This window comes from Streptomyces sp. NPDC001508 (assembly GCF_040298665.1).
In the GTDB taxonomy this organism is placed as follows: domain Bacteria; phylum Actinomycetota; class Actinomycetes; order Streptomycetales; family Streptomycetaceae; genus Streptomyces.
The window spans coordinates 136,201-155,770 of sequence record NZ_JBEPAP010000002.1 but is presented as its reverse complement, the minus strand read 5'-3'; the positions used below and the strand labels follow the sequence as shown (position 1 = coordinate 155,770).

Annotated in this window: 14 protein-coding genes; 3 read left to right on the top strand and 11 right to left on the bottom strand. The window is 71.8% G+C overall.

The window, feature by feature from the left end:
• Positions 1-101: 101 nt before the first annotated feature.
• The 3 genes from ABT245_RS02870 to ABT245_RS02860 all read right to left on the bottom strand — a co-directional run bounded on the left by ABT245_RS02870 (position 102) and on the right by ABT245_RS02860 (position 3,743).
• Entirely contained in the window at positions 102-1,373 is a 1,272-nt protein-coding gene (locus tag ABT245_RS02870; protein WP_351728222.1) for a DUF5919 domain-containing protein, read from the bottom strand.
• A 72-nt stretch (positions 1,374-1,445) separates the two neighbouring features.
• Positions 1,446-2,765, bottom strand: a complete 1,320-nt coding sequence (locus ABT245_RS02865; RefSeq protein ID WP_351727952.1) for a copper amine oxidase — start codon at positions 2,763-2,765, stop codon at positions 1,446-1,448.
• Between the two features lie 132 nt (positions 2,766-2,897).
• A complete protein-coding gene (locus tag ABT245_RS02860) occupies positions 2,898-3,743 on the bottom strand; it encodes a Tat pathway signal sequence domain protein (protein WP_351727950.1) in 846 nt (281 codons plus the stop codon).
• 476 nt (positions 3,744-4,219) lie between these two features.
• Between ABT245_RS02860 and treY the strand changes: the two genes are divergently transcribed.
• Positions 4,220-6,625, top strand: a complete 2,406-nt coding sequence (gene treY / locus ABT245_RS02855; RefSeq protein WP_351727949.1) for a malto-oligosyltrehalose synthase — start codon at positions 4,220-4,222, stop codon at positions 6,623-6,625.
• A gap of 341 nt (positions 6,626-6,966) precedes the next feature.
• Positions 6,967-8,217, top strand: a complete 1,251-nt coding sequence (locus ABT245_RS02850; protein WP_351727947.1) for a M14 family zinc carboxypeptidase — start codon at positions 6,967-6,969, stop codon at positions 8,215-8,217.
• A 322-nt stretch (positions 8,218-8,539) separates the two neighbouring features.
• On the opposite strand, the gene ABT245_RS02845 is transcribed toward ABT245_RS02850, so the two are convergent.
• Complete coding sequence (locus ABT245_RS02845; protein ID WP_351727945.1) at positions 8,540-9,091, bottom strand: FHA domain-containing protein; 552 nt, start codon at positions 9,089-9,091, stop codon at positions 8,540-8,542.
• Between the two features lie 185 nt (positions 9,092-9,276).
• Here ABT245_RS02845 and treZ point away from each other — a divergent pair, with 185 nt between their 5' ends.
• Positions 9,277-11,022 carry a malto-oligosyltrehalose trehalohydrolase gene (gene treZ / locus ABT245_RS02840; protein WP_351727943.1) on the top strand — a complete coding sequence of 582 codons (1,746 nt, stop codon included), beginning with the start codon at positions 9,277-9,279 and terminating at the stop codon, positions 11,020-11,022.
• Positions 11,023-11,047: 25 nt separating this feature from the next.
• Here treZ and ABT245_RS02835 read toward each other — a convergent pair whose 3' ends face one another.
• The 7 genes from ABT245_RS02835 to ABT245_RS02805 form a co-directional block, all read right to left on the bottom strand.
• Positions 11,048-11,350: a YceI family protein gene (locus ABT245_RS02835; RefSeq protein ID WP_351728221.1), complete on the bottom strand. Its 303-nt coding sequence runs from the start codon at positions 11,348-11,350 to the stop codon at positions 11,048-11,050.
• 290 nt (positions 11,351-11,640) lie between these two features.
• Entirely contained in the window at positions 11,641-12,279 is a 639-nt protein-coding gene (locus tag ABT245_RS02830) for a CoA transferase subunit B (RefSeq protein ID WP_351727941.1), read from the bottom strand.
• Positions 12,280-12,281: 2 nt separating this feature from the next.
• Complete coding sequence (locus ABT245_RS02825) at positions 12,282-13,061, bottom strand: CoA transferase subunit A (protein WP_351727940.1); 780 nt, start codon at positions 13,059-13,061, stop codon at positions 12,282-12,284.
• Positions 13,062-13,078: 17 nt separating this feature from the next.
• Entirely contained in the window at positions 13,079-13,885 is an 807-nt protein-coding gene (locus ABT245_RS02820; RefSeq protein ID WP_351727939.1) for a hypothetical protein, read from the bottom strand.
• Between the two features lie 82 nt (positions 13,886-13,967).
• Positions 13,968-15,023, bottom strand: coding sequence for a zinc-dependent alcohol dehydrogenase family protein (locus tag ABT245_RS02815; RefSeq protein ID WP_351727937.1), 1,056 nt, complete (start codon positions 15,021-15,023; stop codon positions 13,968-13,970).
• Positions 15,024-15,069: 46 nt separating this feature from the next.
• Positions 15,070-17,373 carry a hydantoinase B/oxoprolinase family protein gene (locus ABT245_RS02810; RefSeq protein ID WP_351727935.1) on the bottom strand — a complete coding sequence of 768 codons (2,304 nt, stop codon included), beginning with the start codon at positions 17,371-17,373 and terminating at the stop codon, positions 15,070-15,072.
• Positions 17,374-17,411: 38 nt separating this feature from the next.
• Positions 17,412-19,541 carry a hydantoinase/oxoprolinase family protein gene (locus ABT245_RS02805; protein ID WP_351727933.1) on the bottom strand — a complete coding sequence of 710 codons (2,130 nt, stop codon included), beginning with the start codon at positions 19,539-19,541 and terminating at the stop codon, positions 17,412-17,414.
• Positions 19,542-19,570: the final 29 nt, after the last annotated feature.

Sequence of the window (19,570 nt, the reverse complement as noted above, 5' to 3'; positions counted from 1 at the left end):
GGCGGCCCCCCTTCCTGATGGTGCGTTCCCCCAGTGGTTCTTACGATCGCATGCGCCACTGACAATCCGAGGACCGCATTCCGCTTGTGCCCGGGGACGGTTCAGGACACCGGGCGCGAATCCGCCCAAGCCAGCTCGAACTCCTCGCGATAGGTCGGGAAGAGCCCGGCTTCGACCACATCGTCCGGCTTGACCAGACGGCTGCCGCCCCGCAGCACCAGCACCGGCGACTCCATCCCCCGCGCCCCGCGCAGATAGGACTGCACCACGGCGACCCCGTCCGCGCCGTCGCCGTCCACGAGATACGCCGTGAAGCGCGGCGTCTCGTCGTACACCTGGATCTCGAAGGCGCCCGGGTCACGCAGCCGGGACCGCACCCGGCGCATGTGCAGGATGTTCATCTCCACCGACCGGCTCAGCTCGCCCCGCTTCATCCCCAGTTCGCGCTCCCGCCGCTTCACCGCGCTGGAGGCCGGGTTGAGGAAGAGCAGCCGGGCCCGGCCGCCGGACTCGGCCATCCGCACCAGACGCCGCCCGGAGAAGTTCTGCACGAGCAGGTTGAGGCTGATCCCGATGGCGTCCAGTCGGCGGGCGCCGCCGAAGATGTCCTCGGCGGGGAACTGGCGCAGCAGCCGCACCCGGTCGGGGTGCACGGCGACCACGTCCGCGTACCGGTCGCCGACCAGGTCCTCCACCGCGTCGACGGGCAGCCGTCGCGCCGAGGGCACGTCACCGCCCGTGCCGAGCGTCTCCAGCAGCCGGGCGGAGGCCCGTTCGGCCTGGCCCAGGACGGCCTCGGACAGCGCCCGGTTGCGGGAGACGACGTTGCGGGTGACCTCCAGCTCGTCCAGGGCGAGTTCGACGTCCCGGCGCTCGTCGAAGTAGGGCTCGAAGCACGGCCAGTGCTGCACCATCAGCTCGCGCAGCTGCGGCAGGGTGAGGAAGCTGAGCACGTTGTCGTCGGCCGGGTCGAGCAAGTAGCCCTTGCGGCGGCTGACCTCGCGCACGGCGACCGCGCGCTGCACCCACTCCTGTCCGGCGGGTCCGGCCGCCGCGACCACCCAGTCGTCGCCGTGGACCGGTTCGTAGACGGGCCGCAGGACCGCGGCCACCACCGCGCGCAGCCGCTGTTCGACCAGGTTCAGCCAGATGTAGGCCCGCCCGGCCCGCTGGGCCCGGGTGCGCACCTCCAGCCAGGCGTCGGTGTCCCAGTCCAGCTCCGGTCCGATGGAGCCCGCCGCGTCCATCGGCCGGGCCAGGGACACCGCGCCGGGCGGGACGTCTGTGGAGTTCCCCTCGTGACTCTCGTCACCAGGCGGCAGCTCCAACCCTCCCGAGCCCACCCGTGCACCGCCTTCCGCTCCCCCGGGCATCCCCGTCCCAACGATCAAGGAAGGGTACTCCGGGAGCGGTCGGCGGTGCAGCCGGATGGACAGGGTCGTTGCTCAACTGCGAGGCTGCCAGTGTCCGTTCTGCCAGGAGAGCTGGTCGGGGGTGAGCGGATTCATGGCGGTGACGTCCCGGGGCGCGATGGAGAAGCCCTGCCAGTGGACGGGCATGGGCTGCTGGTCCTCGTCCCGCGCTATGTGGTGGAAGCCCACATTCATCCAGACCACGGGGTGGGTGAGGGTCTGGCCGTTGACCCACTTGTCGACGGACTTGCCCGCTCCGGCGGGGCAGTTGCCGGTGTTGTTGCTGGCGAACTGCTCGCACTTGTCGTACTGGGTGAAGTAGACGTCGTGCCGGGTGTAGCTGCGCCCGGGGTACCTGGTCGTGGCCCCGGGGACGATCTCGTACGAACGGGCGTGCCCGTCCTTGTTCTTGCCGGTGGCGCTGACCACCCGCCACCAGCGGTAGGTCTTGTGGTCCCCGGCGAGTTCCTTGGTGACCTTGGTGCGGGTGGTCTTCGCGGTCGGGGCCTCCTGGCCGCGGGCCGGGGCGGTGACGGTCGAGTCGTACTGCTCGATCTTCGTCTTGGACGAGCCGTCGAGGCCGAAGTCCAGCCGCCAGAAGACGTTGTGGCTGTGGCTGGTGGCGTAGGCCTTGGCGCCCTTGCCGATCGGCCAGCCGCGGCCGTCGCCCGCGTCGTAGTCCTCGTAGGAGAGGCTGCCGGTCGCGCCGACGTTCATGGCGATGGTGCCGTCGTCCTGGAAGCGCCACTCGGAGATGTATTCGTACCAGCCGACCTGGTTGACCGTGTAGACCAGCAGGTCCTTGCCCTGGGTCTGGTAGACCTTGGCAGCGCTGTCGCCCTGCATCCGGTAGGCGTGGCCGCGGGTGCGGGTGGTGGTGCACAAACCCTTGACGTTCGGGTGCTGCGGGTCCCAGGCGTCCGGCACCTTGACGGTCTTGATGGTGCCGCCGGGGCATTCGCCAGGCGCCAGGTTCATCAGGCCCTGGGCGAAGCCGAAGCCCGTCAGGTCGTCGTACTCGACGCTGCCGTCGTCGTAGGGGACATGGATCTGTCCCAGCCGGGCGCTGTTCAGCACCTTGATCGGCTTGGCCTCGCCCTTGGGCTGGTAGGAGACGTCGTCGAGGACCAGCCCGGCCTTGCTGTCGTAGCGCCAGCACATCCGCCAGGTGGTGCCGCCGGCGAGTTTCTGCTCGATGCGGTAGGCGGCGCTGCACTCGGCGGCGGCCGGCGCGGCGGCGCGCGGCTGGGCGACGGCCGGGCCCGTGCCGGTGGTCGCACCGGCGGCCAGCGCGGCCACGGACAGTCCGACGGCCGCCCGTGTGCGGGCACGGCTGATTCTGTTCACACGCATGAAGGAATGACTCCCTTGCAGGAAGGTGCGGGAGGCACCGGGATCCAGGAGGTACTGGGATTCAGGCGGTACCGGGATTCACGGCGGTACCGGGATTCACGGAGGCGTCCGGAGCGGCGGGCGGGCCGCGGCTCAGCCGCGGTCGAGCGCGGCGACCTTGCCCGCGCTCAGGTCGACCACCAGGTAACGGGTGTCGACCCAGGGCCCGTTGACGACCTTCGGGAACAGCCGTACGCAGCGGTGCTCGCCGCACCGGTCCAGGGCCGCGGGCTGGGCGCCCGGCGCGGCACGGTAGACCGCCCCGTTGAGCAGCAACTGGTCCGGGGAGGTGAGGTCCCGGCCGGTGGCGTCGCGGTAGTCGGCGCGCAGGCCCGCGCCCAGCGGGTCGGCGATCAGCAGCCGGGCCGCCTCGGCGTTCTCGGCACGGCTCAGCGGCGGCTGGACGCCGTGCTGGACGCCGGTGCGCACCACCTTCCCGGCGTCCAGGTCGACGGTCCTGGTGACGAGGGTGTCGTCCCGGTAGTCGTAGAACGTCACGTCCGCGCGGCGCGGCGCGGCCGGGTCGTCGACCTCGCCGGCGTCCGGTTCGGCGAGGTCGACGGTGAGGCGCTGCGGGCCGCGCTCGCCCTCGACGTCCTGCGCGGCGCCGAACCGCTGCCCGCCCAGGGCGATCTGTTCGACCCGGGCGATCTCGTCGTCGGTGAGCGGGTCGGTTCCCCTGCCCCGCGCGCCCTCCGCGGGCGCCTGCTCGACCACGCCCGGCGCGACCGCCGCGTCCTGCCCGGACGCGGTCTGCCCGGACGCGGTCTGCCCGGACGCGGTCTGCCCCGTGGACCGGCCGCCGGCCGCGCCACCGCCCGCCCCCTCTGCTCCCGCCGTGCCCGGCAGGGTGATCCCGATCATCACGGCGGTCGCCGCCACCGCTATGGCCGCACCGGCCACCACCTTGCCCAGATGTCGGTGCACTGTCTCGCGCACTTCTTCCCCCAACTCCCCCTGTGGTCCCGGGAGTACGTGTCTGCCCCACTGGTTCGGCCCACGGCGTCGCATGCATGCGTTCGCCGTGAGCACTGGTCGCTCGGTAAGAGGGAGTCAAGTGACGGCGGGTTCCCTTACTTTCCGCCGATACTCGGGGCCAAGGCGCCCCCTGCGGTACGGAGGGTTCCGGGTGCAGGGACCGTACGAGCCGGGGCGCGGGCTGCGCTGCGACTCGGCGAAGCTGCTGCTCGACCCGATCACCGTCGGCACGTCCCGTCCGGACGGCCGAGGCCCGGCCCGAAGGTGGCCGCGGGCGTCTGCCTCACCCTCCGGGACCGAAGCCCGGCGGTGCTGCCACGCCCTGCTCAGGCCGGGCACCCGGCCGTCTTTCACGCGCGCGTGGATGCGTGCGTGCGGGGGACCGTGACGCGAAAAGGGGTGGGATGGGTACATAGGTCTGCATGACGGATGTCCGCATGGCAGACGAGCGTCCCGCGCCGGTGGTGCCCACGGCCACCTACCGGCTCCAGGTGCAGCCCGAGTTCCCGTTCGCGGCGGCCGCGGCCGCCGTGCCCCAGCTGGCCTCGCTCGGCGTGTCGCATCTGCATCTGTCCCCCGTACTCGAGGCCGTGCCGGGCTCCACGCACGGCTACGACGTGGTGGACCACGCGCGTGTACGGGACGAGCTGGGCGGTGAGCGGGGCCTGCGGGCGCTCGCACGGACCGCGCGGGAGCACGGCCTCGGGCTCGTGGTGGACATCGTGCCCAACCACATGGCGATGGCCCCGCGGCACAACCGCGCCCTGTGGGAGGTGCTGCGCAAGGGCCCCAAGTCGCCGTACGCGCGCTGGTTCGACATCGAATGGGAGGCGCGGGGCGGGCAGTTGCTGCTGCCGGTCCTCGGCGGTCCGCTGGGCGCGGAGGCCGAGCACCTGGTGGTCGACGGCGACGTGCTGCGCTACCACGACCATGCCTTCCCGCTGCGCGAGGGCACGGAAGACCTGCCGCTGCCCCTGCTGCTGGACGCCCAGTGGTACCGGCCGGTGTGGTGGCGGCTGGCCCGTACGGAACTCAACTACCGGCGCTTCTTCAGCATCTCCGAACTCATCGGCGTACGGGTGGAGGAACCGGAGGTGTTCGCGGCCACCCATGCGAAGATCCTCCAGCTGCTGCGCGAGGGCGTGATCGACGGGCTGCGCGTCGACCACCCCGACGGCCTCGCCGACCCCGACGGCTATCTGCGGCGGCTGCACGAGGCGACCGGCGGGCGCTGGACCGTCGTGGAGAAGATCCTGGCCGACGGGGAACGCCTGCCCGCCGCCTGGCCCGTCGCCGGCACCACCGGCTACGACGCCCTCCGGCACGTCGACGGCGTGTTCACGGATCCGGCGGGTGCGCGGCAACTGCTCGGGCACTACCGGCGGTTCGCGGCGCCGCACACGGACCGGGGCGGCGACTGGGAGGCCACGGTGCGGCGGGCCGCCCACCAGGTGCTCACGCACGAACTGGCCGCCGAGACGGACCGGCTGACCCGGGTGGTGAGCCGGCTGTGCGCCGCCTCGCCGGACCTGGCCCTGCGCGACCGCGCGCCCTGGGCGCTGCGCACCGCGCTGCGGGAGCTGCTGGTCCGGCTGCGGGTGTACCGGCCGTACGGCTCCGAGGACGCGGCCCGCGTGGTCACCGAGGAGGCCGCCGCCGAGGCCCGGCGCGCCTTCGCCGTGCCCGAGGAGGGCGAGGCGGTGGACGTCGTGCGCGGCCTGCTGGGGCCGGGCGGGGACGGGGCGCCCGGTGCCGGTCCGGCCCTCGCGGAGTTCCGGGCCCGGTTCGCACAGACCGCGTCGGCGCTGCGCGCCAAGTCCGTGGAGGACACCGCGTTCTACCGGTATCTTCCGCTGCTGTCCGCGACCGAGGTCGGCGGCGACCCGGGCAGCCCGGCCGTGTCCCCGCAGGACTTCCACGCGCACTGCGCGCGCGTGCAGCGCGACTGGCCGGGCACCGGGACCGTGGTGTCGACCCACGACACCAAGCGCAGCGCCGATGTGCGCGCCGCGCTGGCCGTGCTCACCGAGTGCCCGTCGCGGTGGGCGGACCTCCTCACCGAGGTGAGCCGCGACGGCGCGGTCGCGCCGGACGCGCAGCTCGCCTGGGCGGCCTGGCAGACGGTGTTCGGGCTGGGCCCGGCGGACCCGGAGCGGGTCGGGCAGGCGCTGCTGAAGCACGTACGCGAGGCGGGTCTGCACACGAGCTGGACGCAGCGGGAGACGCCGTACGAGGAGGCGGTCACCCGGTTCGTCGCGGCCGGGCCGTGCGGGCCGCCCGGCGAGCGCGTGGCCGCCTTCCGGGACGCGCTGGCGGCGCATGTACGGGCCAACGTCCTCGGCACCGCCCTGGTCCATCTGACGATGCCAGGCGTGCCGGACCTGTACCAGGGCACGCAGGACGAGTACCGGGCGCTGGTGGACCCGGACAACCGCCGGCCGGTGCGGTTCCCGACCGGGGCGGCCGACGGGTCCGGGGCGCCCCCGGAGCCGGGGCGGTCCGGGGAGAAGGCCGCGGTGACCGCGGCGGCGCTGCGGCTGCGCGCACGCAGGCCGCACGTCTTCGGAGCCGCGGGGACGTACGCGCCGCTGGCCGCGGAGGGTCCGGCCGCGGCACACTGCCTGGCGTTCACGCGGTCCGGGGAGGTGGTGACCGCGGTGACGCGGCTGTCGCTGCGGCTCGCGGAGGCGGGCGGCTGGCGCGACACGCGGCTGGCGCTTCCGCCGGGCCGCTGGGTGGACGTGCTGGACCCGGAGCGCACGTTCGACGGGCACGCGCGCGTGGCCGAGTTGTTCGGACCGTGCCCGGTGGCCCTGTTGGAGCGGGGCGCGGCGACGGTCTGACCCGAGCGCCGACGGCGGGCGGACACCGGTCATAGCGGACCCCGGTCATATGCGGCCGGGTCGGCTCGGTTCGCGGGTATGGGCACCGAGGACCGCGGAGCGCTCGGCGCGGCTGCCGCTGCGGCAGTGGGTCCACCCCCTCGCCTCCGCGCGGCGAGACGCGTACCGTGCCGGCGCCGGTGCCGGACGGAGGCGGTCCGTGTCCGGCTCCCGGCACTCGGTGGGCGCGGCCCGCACCGGCGGCGGTGACCGCGGACTTGGTGGCTCCGCCGCATCCCGCTTGACAGTTGCTTCCCGGCATGCGGCACTGGGGATGGCGAAGTCAGGCGGACAAATCGGGGGTGGGTCTGCTGCCGGAGCTGCATTACCCCAGCGTTTCCGAACTCACCGCGGTCGCACGGACGTTGGCCAGGGATCGACCGGGCCTGTGCGCACTGCGGCAGGTGGGTGTCTCCAGCGCGGGCAGACCTCTGCACCTGCTGTCCGTGGGGCACGCCCCACGGGCCGTCCTGGTGGTGGCGGGTGCCCACGCCAACGAGCCGACCGGTGGCTCCACCCTGCTCACCCTCGCCGAACGGGTGCTGTACGAGCGGGAGTTGCGGTCCGCCACCTCCTGGCACTTCCTGCTGTGCGCGGACCCGGACGGGGCCAGTCTGCATGTGGCGCCCGCGCCACGCAGCCTGCTCGACTACCACCTCGGCTTCTACCGCCCCGCCGGGCCCGAACAGCCGGAGTGGTCGCCCGCCGCGCTGCCGCCGGACCGGCTGCCGCCCGAGACCCGGACCCTGACCGGGGTGATCGACGAGTTGCGGCCCTACCTCCAGGTGACGCTGCACGGCACCGATCTGGGCGGCAGCTGGGTGCAGTTGACCAGGGACGTGCCCGGGCTCGCCGAGCCGTTCGCCAAGTCTGCGGCCGAGCTGCGCATACCGGTGGAGACGGGCGCCTCGGACGCGGCCGGATGGCCCGCCTCGGGACCCGGGGTACGGGTGATGCCGGGGCCGGACACCGGCGCCGCGTACCCGAGCATGCCGGACGACGCGCGGCGCAGCACCTGGTACCACGCGCACCGGTACGGCGGTCTGACGGCTGTGGTGGAGGTGCCGATGTGGGCGAGCGACCTGGTGGACGATCCGGCGCCGCATCCCGCCCCGGCGGCGGCGATACGCCGGCTGGCGCACCGGTTGCAGCGGGACGCGCTCCAGGTGGAGCGGGTGCTGGCCGAGGCGCTGCCGCGGCTGGACGGCACCGGGGGTCCGCTGCTGCGGGCCGCCCGGTGGGCGCTGGAGCTGATCCCGGGGCTGGCCGCGGACTGGATCGACACGCCGCCCGTCGACACGACGATGGCGTACGTCGGGAGCGTGGACGCGTTCGGGCGGCGGCTGCCGCTGCGGGCCGCGGCCATGCTGCTGCGGGTGCTCCGGGCCGCGGACGACCGTGCCGCGCCCGGCCTTGAACACCTCGTCGCGGGCTGGTGCGACGCCTTCGCGACACGTTTCCGCGCTCGTTGGGTGCCCCTGGAGCACCAGGTGGAGCACCAGTCGCGCACGGTGCTGGCCGCGGCCCACCACGCACGCGACCGGGCCGCGTGAGCCCGCCCCGACCCCCCGATGGACGGGAACACACACGTACGCCGCCCCGCGCAACCACAACCACGCGCCTTCGACGGAGCCCCCCGACCACCCGCACGCCCCTCGCCGGACCCCGCGAACACGAGCACGCCCCTCGCCGGACCCCGCGAACACGAGCACGCCCCTCGCCGGGCCCCATGGACACGCGCGCCCCCTCACCAGGCCCCGCGAACACGAGCACGCCCCCCCACCAGGTCCTGCGGACACGAGCACGCCCCCCACCAGACCCCCGCGGACACGCGCGTGTCCTCGTGGGGAGGAGGGCCGGCGTTCGGCGGGGTGTTCAGCTCGACGCCAGCCGGAAGGCCAGCCGCCCGAAGGAGACCTGGTCGCCCGCGCGGACCACGGCGGCGCCGATCACCCGGCGCCCGTTCACGCTCGTACCGTTGGTCGAGCCGAGGTCCCTGAGCACCCACATGCCGCCCTGGCGGCTGAGTTCGGCGTGCACCCGGGAGACCGTCTCATGGTTCAGCCGCAGCCCGTTGGCCGGGTCACGGCCGATGCGCAGCGGGTGGCCGACCGCCGGGTGGGGCAGCAGCAGCTTGGGCAGCCGCTCGGCGTGCCAGGCCCTGCGCAGCCGTGCGGTGAACCCGGAGACCGCCTCGACGGCGCCGAGGACGCCGCGCGTGAGGCGGCCCTCCCGGGGCAGGTCGGCGGTGAGCGCGACGAGTTCTTCGGGCCGCCGCGCGGCGAGGGCCAGCCCCATGCGGCGCACGAACGTGTCGTGCGACAGCCGGCCCGCGACGACGCCGTCGCGCAGCACCTTCAACGCCTTGTCGCGCTCGGCGTCGGACAGCCGCGCGGGATACGTGTGGTGCTCGAAGGACGACGTCACGCTGGTGATTGTCGGTCAGTGAACCCCGGGTGTCCAGAAGATCCCCGCGATGGGAAATCGCCCGCCACGCGCGCGTACTCCGGGCGACATGCACCGGGAAAAGCCAGGATTCAAAAGCGGATCCACCCCGCTCACGGCACCATGGACGGGCTACATCACGGTGTGCAGACGAAGGGGAACCGTCCGTGAAGTTCGAGGTGTGGGCACCGCCGGCAGACCGGGTGACGCTCCATTGCGAGGGCGCCACGCGCGCGTTGGAACGCGATCCGGACCGGGCGGGGTGGTGGTCGGTGGAGGCGGCGGCCGACGACGGCGCGCGGTACGGGTTCGCGCTGGACGACGGCCCGGTGCTGCCCGACCCGCGGTCCCGCCGCCAGCCGGAGGGACCGGACGGGCCGAGCGCCGTCGTGGACCACGCGCGGTACGCGTGGCGCGCCCCGTGGGCGGGCCGCGCGCTGCCGGGCGCCGTGCTGTACGAACTGCACGTGGGCACGTACACCCCCGAGGGCACCCTGGACGCGGCGGCCGGTCGGCTCGGGCATCTGGCGGAACTGGGCGTGACCCACGTGGAGTTGATGCCGCTGTGTCCCTTTCCCGGGCGGCACGGCTGGGGTTACGAGGGAGTGTCGCCGTGGGCGGTGCACGAGCCGTACGGCGGCCCCGAGGCACTCAAACGGTTCGTCGACCGGGCGCACGAACTCGGGCTCGGCGTCGTCCTGGACGTCGTGCACAACCATCTGGGCCCGGCCGGCAACCATCTCCCCGCGTTCGGCCCGTACTTCACCGAGACCCATCACACCCCGTGGGGCGCGGCCGTGAACCTCGACGCTCCCGGCTCCGACGAGGTGCGCGGCTATCTGGTGGGCAGCGCGCTGGCCTGGCTGCGCGACTACCGGATCGACGGGCTGCGGCTTGACGCGGTGCACGCGCTGCGGGACACGCGCGCGCTGCACTTCCTGGAGGAGCTGTCGGCGGCCGTGGACGGCCTCGCCGCCGAGGTGGGCCGGCCGCTGTTCCTGATCGCCGAGTCCGACCGCAACGACCCGCGGCTCATCACCCCGCGCGCTGAGCACGGGCTCGGTGTGCACGCGCAGTGGAACGACGACTTCCACCACGCCCTGCACGCCGCGCTGACCGGTGAGTCCCAGGGCTACTACGCCGACTTCGCGCGGGCCCCGTTCGCCGCCCTCGCCAAGACCCTGACGGGTGGTTTCTTCCATGACGGCACGTATGCGAGCGTCCGGGGCCGGCACCACGGCCGGCCGCTGGACCGCACCCGCGTGGCCGGGCACCGGCTGCTCGGTTACGCCCAGAACCACGACCAGGTCGGCAACCGGGCCCGGGGCGACCGGCTGTCGGCCACGCTCCCGCCGGGCCTGCTGGCCTGCGCGGCCACGCTCACGCTGACCGCGCCGTTCACACCGATGCTGTTCATGGGCGAGGAGTGGGCGGCGGGCACGCCGTGGCAGTTCTTCACCGACCACACCGATCCCGCCCTGGCTGAGGCCGTACGGCGGGGCAGGCGGCGGGAGTTCGCGGCGCACGGCTGGGCCGAGGACGAGGTGCCCGATCCCCAGGACCCGGCGACCCGCGAGCGTTCCTGCCTGGACTGGTCGGAACCGGAACGCGAGCCCCACGCGCGCGTGCTGGCCTGGTACCGCCGGCTCATCGCGCTGCGCCGGGAACAGCCGGACCTCACCGATCCCGACCTCGCCGACACCAAGGTGGCGTACGACGAGGAGGCACGCTGGCTCGCCTTCCGCCGCGGGGACATCCGGGTCGCCGTGAACCTCGGTTCCGGGCCCGCGGCGATCCCGCTGGGCACCCGCGGGTCCCAGGTGCTCGCCACGTGGACCCCGATCCGACCCCCCGGCCCGGACGGCCTCCTCCACCTTCCCGGCCAGTCATGCGTCGTACTGAACCACGGCTGACACACCACGGAGCGGGGCGCCGGGCCTACCGCGTATGCGCGTGGGCACCCCACTCGCCCGCGAGCATGGCCCCGCGGTGCACGAAGTCGCCGTCGCCGAAGCTCGGATACGGGTGGCGGCGACGTGGGCGGTCCGGCGGGCGCCGGTGGTCGTCGCGCATGCAGATGCCGGTGTCAATACCGTCGGCCTCGACGGGCACGCCGATCCAGGAGTCGCGCATCCGCTCGGCGATCCCCAGGCCGCCGGAGCAGCGGTCGAACCGGCCGTGGATCTCGGCCGGGCCGAGGTGCCGGGCGACGAACCGGATCGCGGTGCGGTTCGGGTCGATGTCCCAGTGGCCGGGTTGCGGGGTCGGCGGCAGCGGGGCGGCGGCCAGGTCGATCGCCCGGCCGAGGCCCGCGCTCCCGGGAGCACCCGGACAAGGGCGCGGTGTGGCTGGAAGCCGTCGCAGGCCACCGCCGGTTGGTGATCGCCCGGCGGTACGGCGGTGGTGAACAGGCTATAGGCGTCGGTGCCGCCGTCCACCACGGGCCGCCGGACGGCAGTGGGGTCGGGGAACCGGTGGCCGCCGCTCGGGCCGGGCCGCCGCCGAACGGCGGCCGAGCAGCAGGGCGGTGTTCACGCGGGCGCCGTGATCAGTTCGGGTTCGGTGGCTCCTCGGACGTCGGCTTCGGTGACCCCGGGCGCGCACTCGACCAGACGCAGTCCGCGGTCCGTGACGTCCAGCACGGCGAGGTCGGTGATGATCCGGTGGACCACGCGTTCCCCGGTGAGCGGCAGCGAGCAGTCGTCGACGATCTTGAAGGTGCCGTCCCTGGCCACGTGCTCCATCAGGACGATCACCTTGCGCGCGCCGTGGACCAGGTCCATCGCGCCGCCCATCCCCTTGACCATCTTGCCCGGGATCATCCAGTTGGCGATGTCGCCCCGGGCCGACACCTGCATCGCCCCGAGGATCGCCGCGTCGATCCGGCCCGAGCGGATCATCCCGAAGCTGGTGCTGGAGTCGAAGAAGCTGGCGCCGGGGCGTACCGTCACGGTCTCCTTCCCTGCGTTGATCAGGTCGGGGTCCTCGTCCCCGTCGTACGGGTACGGGCCGGTGCCGAGGATGCCGTTCTCGGACTGCAGCACCAGCTCTACGGAGGCGGCCACGTGGTTGGGTACCAGGGTGGGCAGCCCGATCCCCAGGTTGACGTAGTCGCCGTCCCGCAGTTCCCGCGCGGCGCGGGCGGCCATCTGGTCTCTGGTCAGTGCCATGGTCATGCTCCTCGTCCGGCGCCGTGGCGGGGGCGGGTGGTCCGTCGTTCGATGCCCCTGGCTGCGGCCTGACCGGGCGTGAGCGGGAGAACGCGGTCGATGTAGATGCCGGGGAGGTGAATCGTGTCCGGGTCGAGTCGGCCGGGTTCGACGAGGTGTTCGACCTCGGCGACGGAGATCCGGCCGGCCATGGCGCAGACCGGATTGAAGTTGCGGGCGGCCTTGCGGAAGACCAGGTTGCCGTGCCGGTCTCCCTTCCATGCGCGCACCAGCGCGAAGTCGGCCGGCAGGGCCCGTTCCAGCACGAAGGACGTACCGTCGAACTCGGCGGCCGGCTTGGGCGGCGAGGCGAGAGCGACCGTGCCGTCGGGGGCGTACCGCCACGGCAGGCCGCCGGAGGCGACCGCGGTGCCGGTGCCGGTCCTGGTGTAGAAGGCGGGGATGCCGACTCCTGCGGCGCGCAGCCGTTCCGCCAGGGTGCCCTGCGGGGTGAGTTCGACCTCCAGTTCGCCGCCGAGGTACTGCCGGGCGAACTCCTTGTTCTCTCCCACGTAGGAGGCGACGATCCTGCGGATCCGGCCGCGGTCGAGCAGCTTGCCGAGGCCCACGCCGTCGGTTCCGCAGTTGTTGGAGAAGATCTCCAGCCGCCCCACGCCGGCCTCGACGACCGCGTCGATGAGCACGGCGGGGATGCCGCAGAGCCCAAAGCCGCCCGAGGCGATCGACGCTCCGTCCCGGATGCCCGCCACGGCCTCGGCCGCGGTGGCGACCACTTTGTCCACCGTCCGTTCCTCCCTGGTCAGTTGAGCTTGGCGAGCTGGGCGAGAACGGTCTCCGGCGCGGCGTCCGCGGGGATGTCGGCGAGGAGGAAGTCACCGGACGGCAGCGCCACCCCGTCACCGTGCCAGAACGCCTCGGGGATCCGCGGTCCGGTCAGCCCGGAACCGGCGACCCGCACACCGTGACCGGTCCGATGGCCCAGCGCCCAGCGGTAGTGGTCGCTCACGTTGCTGACCGGCGCCCAGGCGCTGTCGTCGATCTGCGGCAACAGGCCGGCGTGTGGGTCGCGTTCGTCGAGCAGCAGCATCGAGACCGGTGCCGCTGCCAGCCGCCGCAGCCAGTCCGCGACGTACATCGCGGCGGTCTCCGCGTGGTCGGCGGTCAGGTCCGTGAGCGGACCGGCGCCGCTGAGTTCGTGGGTGCGCGCCAGCCACCGCATCGGGGACGGGATCTGCAGCACGAGCGGCGCGGCCGTGGTCCGCGCCACCAGCTCGGCCAGCTCGACGGCGGCGACGGCGGTGGGCTCGTGGGCCAGCATCGTGCGCAGGGCGTACCCGGTCCGTGGCCGGGAGGACAGGCTGGCACGCAGCGCTTCCTGACGGATGAGGGCGTCGTCGTAGTAGGCGCCCAGATCCAGCAGGGTGGTGTCGGGGCCGAGCAGGCCCTGGGCCTGCCCGGTGTACTGCGCGAAGGCGACCGGGTCGGTCCACGGCACGGGGCGGCCTTGCAGGATGACCGCGGGGGCGTAGTGCTGGTGGTCGATGATCAGCGCGGTCGGCCGACCGGAGGGCGGGGCGGACAGGAGGGAGGCGAAGTCCATGGCCATGGGTGTTCCTGGTGTCGAGGAGAGGCTCGGACGAGGGGTGGGGAACCGCGCTGCGGCTCCCCACCGGGTGCGGGTGGCCGGCTCAGCCGTTGAGGATGACCTTGAGGGCGTTCGTCTTGGCCGCGTCCGCGAAGGTGTCGTAGGCGTCGAGGATCCGGTCGAGCGGGAAGTGGTGGCTGGCGAACCGGTCCACGGGCAGCTGCCCGTCGCGCACCAGCCGGAGCAGCATCGGCAGGGTGTCGGTGTTCACCAGGCCCATGGAGATCACGATGTTCTTGATCCACAGGTCCTGGAGCGGCAGTTCCACCGGCTTGCCGTGGACTCCGACGTTGGCGACGTTCCCGCCCGGACGGACCAGGTCGAGCGCCATGGCGAAGGTCTGCGGTATCCCGACCGCCTCCACCGCGACGTCCACCCCGTCCCCGTCGGTGAGCGCGAGGACCTCGTCCCGCCAGCCGTCGCCGCCGGAGTCGACGGCGTGTGTGGCGCCGAAGGAGAGCGCCTGCTGTGCGCGGTGGCCGTCGATGTCGAGCGCGATGATGCGCGCGGCGCCCTGGAGCCCGGCCGTGGCCGACACCGCCAGGCCCACCGGCCCGGCGCCGATGACCGCCACGGTGTCGCCCGGCTTGACCCGCCCGTAGCGAACGCCGATCTCGAAGCCGGTGGGGAGGATGTCCGAGAGCATCACACCCTGCGCGGGGGTGACCCCTTCGGGCAGCTTGTGCAGCGAGGTCTCCGCGTACGGCACGCGGACGTATTCGGCCTGGGTGCCGTTGACGAGGTGGCCGAGGATCCACCCCATGCCCGGCGCCCCCTCGTCACCGGCGCAGTGGGAGTGCAGCCCTTGACGGCAGTAGGCGCATCGCCCGCAGTTCTTGATGCAGGCGATGATCACTTGGTCGCCGGCGGTCAGGGTGGTGACGGCGCTGCCGGTCGCCACGACCGTCCCGACGCCCTCGTGCCCGAGCACCCGGCCCTCGGTGACCGAGGGCACATCGCCCTTGAGGATGTGCAGGTCGCTGCCGCAGATGGTGGTGGCGTCGATCTTGACGATCACGTCCGTGGGCGCCTCGATCGCCGGGTCGGGGACGGTGTCCCACGATGTGCGGCCGACGCCGTGGTAGACGAGAGCCTTCATGGCGGTTCTCCTTGTGCAGTGCCGAGCAGAGGGGTTCAGGGGCGCGTCAGGACTTGCGCTGCACTTCTTCGCCGTGCTTCTCCTCCAACTCGCGGACCCGCTCCTCAAGCCGGGCGATCTTGACCTCGCGGCGGTCGGGGACCATGACGATGGGGAGTTCCTTCAGCGGAGCCGTCACACGCTGCGGGCCGTCGATCGTGAACACCGTCGCCGTGATGTCCTCGGTGTCCGAACCCCAGGAGCCGTAGTAGGGCAGGTCCTTGGGAGGTTCCGGCTTGACGAACTCCGCGCAGAATTCGGCGTACGGCCTGCCCCGCCGGAGCCTGGCCGTGCGGGCTGCGGCGCGCGCGGCCGCGGTGGCCTCGACGTCGAGGCGGAACGTCTCGGGGTCGTAGCGCACCCCGAAGATCTCCTCCGCGACCTTCTGGCTGATGCGGCCCAGTTCGGCGTCCTTGACGACGGATTCGGGCAGCCGCTCCAGCGGGTCGCCGTAGCCGCCGCCGGCGCCCTGGCTGATCATGTACAGCTCGCCGTCCTTGGCGATGTCGAATTGCAGGCCCATGTGGTAGGTCGCGTAGCGGCCGTCCTCGAAGGGACGCTCGTTCATGACCTTCTCGATCGACAGGTCGAACTTCTTGCTGTCGCGGCGGATGTGTTCGTAGACATTGGTGCCCTTGACCATGGCGAGCGGGTAGGTGCCGCAGCCGTAACCGCCGTACATGCCGTAGATGGAGGAGAACTTCGCACCCGACGTCACCGTCATGAAGCCCCACTGCGGGGTGCCCTCGGCGGCGACGATCATCTCGTAGCCCATGCCGCCGGTGAACTTCCCGAAGCCCATGTTGTCGCGCACGAGCCGCTTGGACACGAGCTGCATGAACGGGACTTCATCCTCCATGACCTCCTGCTCGGCCGTGTCGGCCATGGCGCAGAAGAGGGGGGAGACCGCGTCCTCACCGTCGCGGAAGGGCTTGGCGCCGCCCGGCATCCCGTTGAGGTCGGCGCAGAGGTTGCCGACCATGTCGCCGTGCTGGGTGACGCCGCCCCACAGGAATGTGTTGATCTGGTTGAACCAGTTGGCGACGACGTTGCTGTATTTCTTCGGGGTGGAGAAGGACATCCGGCTGTAGAGCGCCTGCATCGCCGAGAACCCGCGGAAGGATGCCTGAAGTGACTGCCCCATCGGCGCGTCGTAGGAGGCGTCGGCCCAGGTGCCCTCGTCGGAGATGATCTCGATGCAGCTCATGGCCGAGGTGCAGCGCGGCAGGTCGGGCCACCAGAAGGCGAGGATGGCCTGCATGAACATCGACTTGACCGAGCAGAGCGGGCTGTTGATGGCGCGGTTGAGGATCTCCGGGCCGGTGCCGCGCAGGTCGACGGTCATCTTGTCGCCCTTGACGGTGATCTTGCAGGCGAACTTGATGAGGATGTTCTCCTTCAGCGTCGAGTCCATGAACTGGTCGAACCGGTAGGTGCCGTCGGGCAGTTCGCTGATCCGGCGGCGCACTTCCGCGTCGACGTCCTCGACCGTGGTCCGCAGGGCCGCGGCGAAGGTGTCGACGCCGACCTCGTCGATGATCTTGTCGACCCGTTCCATGATCTTGCGCACCGCGGTGATCTTCACCTTGAGGTCGGCGAGCTGGAGCTTGGGGTCACGCACCGAGTGCTGGAGGAAGGTCAGCAGGTCGCGACGGAGGTGTCCCCGCTCGACGATCTTGAACGGGCTCATCCGCAGCCCGTCGTCGAAGGGCGTCTCCGACCCCGACGGCATACCGCCCGGCTCGCAGGCGCCGTTCTCGCCCTCGTGAATCGTGGCGGCGACCCAGGCGATGACCTCGCCGTCCCTGATGATCGGCATGATCATCGACTGGTCGGTGTTGTGGACGTTCCCGAACCGCGCGTCGTTGTGGATGAACCCGTCGCCCTCGTGGATCCCGACGGTCGGCTCGTCCTTCCAGTACTTCATGATGTACCGGATCGGGTGGTGGAGGATCGCGCTGAAGGCGATGACACCGTGGCAGGACAGATACGAGACGTCCCCGGCCGCGGTGTAGAGGGCGGTCGTCAGGTCGCCCCACTTCGCGCCGGGCGCCGCACCCTGCGCCTCGCACATCTCGTATCCCTCGTCGAGCGCGCCGGCGATGCGCTTGCGGATGCGCTCGACCTGGAGACGGTCGACACCGGCAGCGATCGCCCGTTCTTCGTGCGCGGACCGCGACGTGATGCTGTGGTCGCGCATGATGTCGGGGTCCGGGCCGAGGAACAGGGTTGTCTCGTCCATGAACTTGTCGACCCATTCCTGCTCCTGGGGAGTCAGGATCGTCGAGGGCTTGTCGTCGATGGTGGTCATGTCAATGGGCTCCTTCTGCTGCGCGTGGGCGGGCCGGGTCAGTCCTGGAGGAACCAGACCGCTCCCTGGCGCGTGGGCTCCAGCCGCCAGCCGGGCTCGACGAGGTAGGTCGTGGTCTCCGTGGTGACGATCGCCGGACCATGGATGACGTGCTCGTGTGTGAGCGCGCTCTGGTCGTGGACGGGTGTGTCGAGCGGTTCGTCGTGGCCGATGAAGAAGGCGTCCCGGCGGGACATCTCGACCGGGATCGTCCGCTTCCCCCCGGTGTCGAGGGTGTCGAAGCTGACGACGGCCCCGTCGACGTACGAAGCGACCCGGACCGTGTTGCACCGGATGCCGGCCTCGGGGGCCGCGCTCGACGCCCCGAAGCGGTGGCTGTACACGTCACCGAAGATCTTGATCATGTTGAGGACGTCGCCGACGCCGTTCATCCGGGTGATGTCCTCCAGCGCCACCGCCTGGGTGAGGAGCTGGTTGCCGTAGCGCATGTCGAGTTCGAGCCGGTGCTTCACGTCCTCGGCGGGGAAGCCCTGTCGGACCAGGTCCTCCCGCCCGCGCGCCTCAAGCTCCTCGACGACCGCGTTGAACTCGTCGTAATCGTCGTAGAGATGACGTGTCGTCGGGTTGTACATCGTCACGTGGACGCCGCGCTCGTGGAAGTGGAGCTGCTTCATGTTCCCGGCGCCGCAGGCGGAGAACACGGAGGAGAACGGCGGGGCCAGTACCCGCTTGATCCCGGCGTGCCGGGCGATGCCGCACGCGTGGAGCGGGCCGTTGCCGCCGTAGGCGAGCATCGTGAAATCCTCCGGCAGATAGCCGCGGACTCGCAGCTCCTTGCCGATGCCGATCGCCATCTGTTCGTCCACGCCGTCCTTGATCGCCCGCGCCACGTCCAGGACGGTCATGCCGAGCAGGTCGCACAGGTTCTCCTCGATGGCGAACCGGGACCGTTTGGCGTTGAGCTTGATGTAGCCGTTCGCGTAGTTCTCCGGATCGAGGTAGCCGAGCAGCAGGTCGGCGTCGGTCACGGTCGGGCGCAGACCACCGCGGTCGTAGCAGGCCGGGCCGGGGCTCGAGCCCGCCGACTCCGGGCCGATCCTGATCGAGTCGTGGATGCGGTCGTAAGCGGCGATCGAGCCGCCGCCCGCCCCGAGGGTGTCGAGGTGGACCATCGGGACCGAGACGAGCCAGCGGTCGATCGTGGGCAGGAAGTCGTAGTGCTTGACGCCGCCCTCGGGCACGAGTCCGATGTCGAAGGACGTGCCGCCCATGTCGGTCGAGATGACGTGCCCGAGCCCGGTCTCGTTCGACAGGTGCTCGGCCGCCCCGACACCGGCGATCGGACCGGAGTGGATCGTCTGGAGGGCGTCGGTGGAGTTCATCTGCGCCATGCCACCGGAGTTGTGGATGACGAGCATCGGTTTGTCGTAGCCCGAGTCGCGCAGGTTGTTGGACAGCTGCGAGAGCGCGTGGAACATGATCTCGTGGAGGAAGCCGTCGATGATCGTCGATGTCGCCCGGACGTACTCACCCTTGCGGCCGGAGACCTGGTGGCCGAGGAGGACGGGGATGGCGCCCAGCTCGTGGGCGGGGAACTCCTCCAGGATGATCTCCTGGATCGCGAGTTCGTGCACGGGGTTCTCGGTCGCATGGACGAGGGAGACCACGATCGCCTCCGCGCCGGCATCGACGAGTTCACGGACGACCAGGCGAACGTCCTCGGGGTCGAGGGGAGCGACGATCCTGCCCGCCGAGTTGATGCGCTCCTTGACCGAACGGATCATCTGGCGGGGCACGATCGGCTCCGGCCGTTCGGCCGCGGGGAGGTTCTGCTGCATCGAGTAGTCAAGGCCCTCGCCGTAGCCACGGCCCCGGGACAGCGGGATGGTGTCCTCGAAGCCGTGGGTGACGATCGCGGCGACCCTGGGGCCCTTGCGCTCGATCAGCGCGTTGGTACCGAGCGTGGTCGCGTAGCGGACGGAGTCGACCTTCTTCAGTACGGTGCCCCGGTCGAGCCCTGCCCTCTTGCACGCGAGGTCGAGGGCCTCGTTGAAGCCGAGGGCGAGGTTGTGGTGGGTCGTCAGGGCCTTCGCCTCGACGTACTGGTCGTCCCAGACGAAGAAGCAGTCGGTGAACGTACCGCCGATGTCGACAGAGATACGCTTCATGGTTTCTCCTGGGGGCTCGCGGGGTGCGG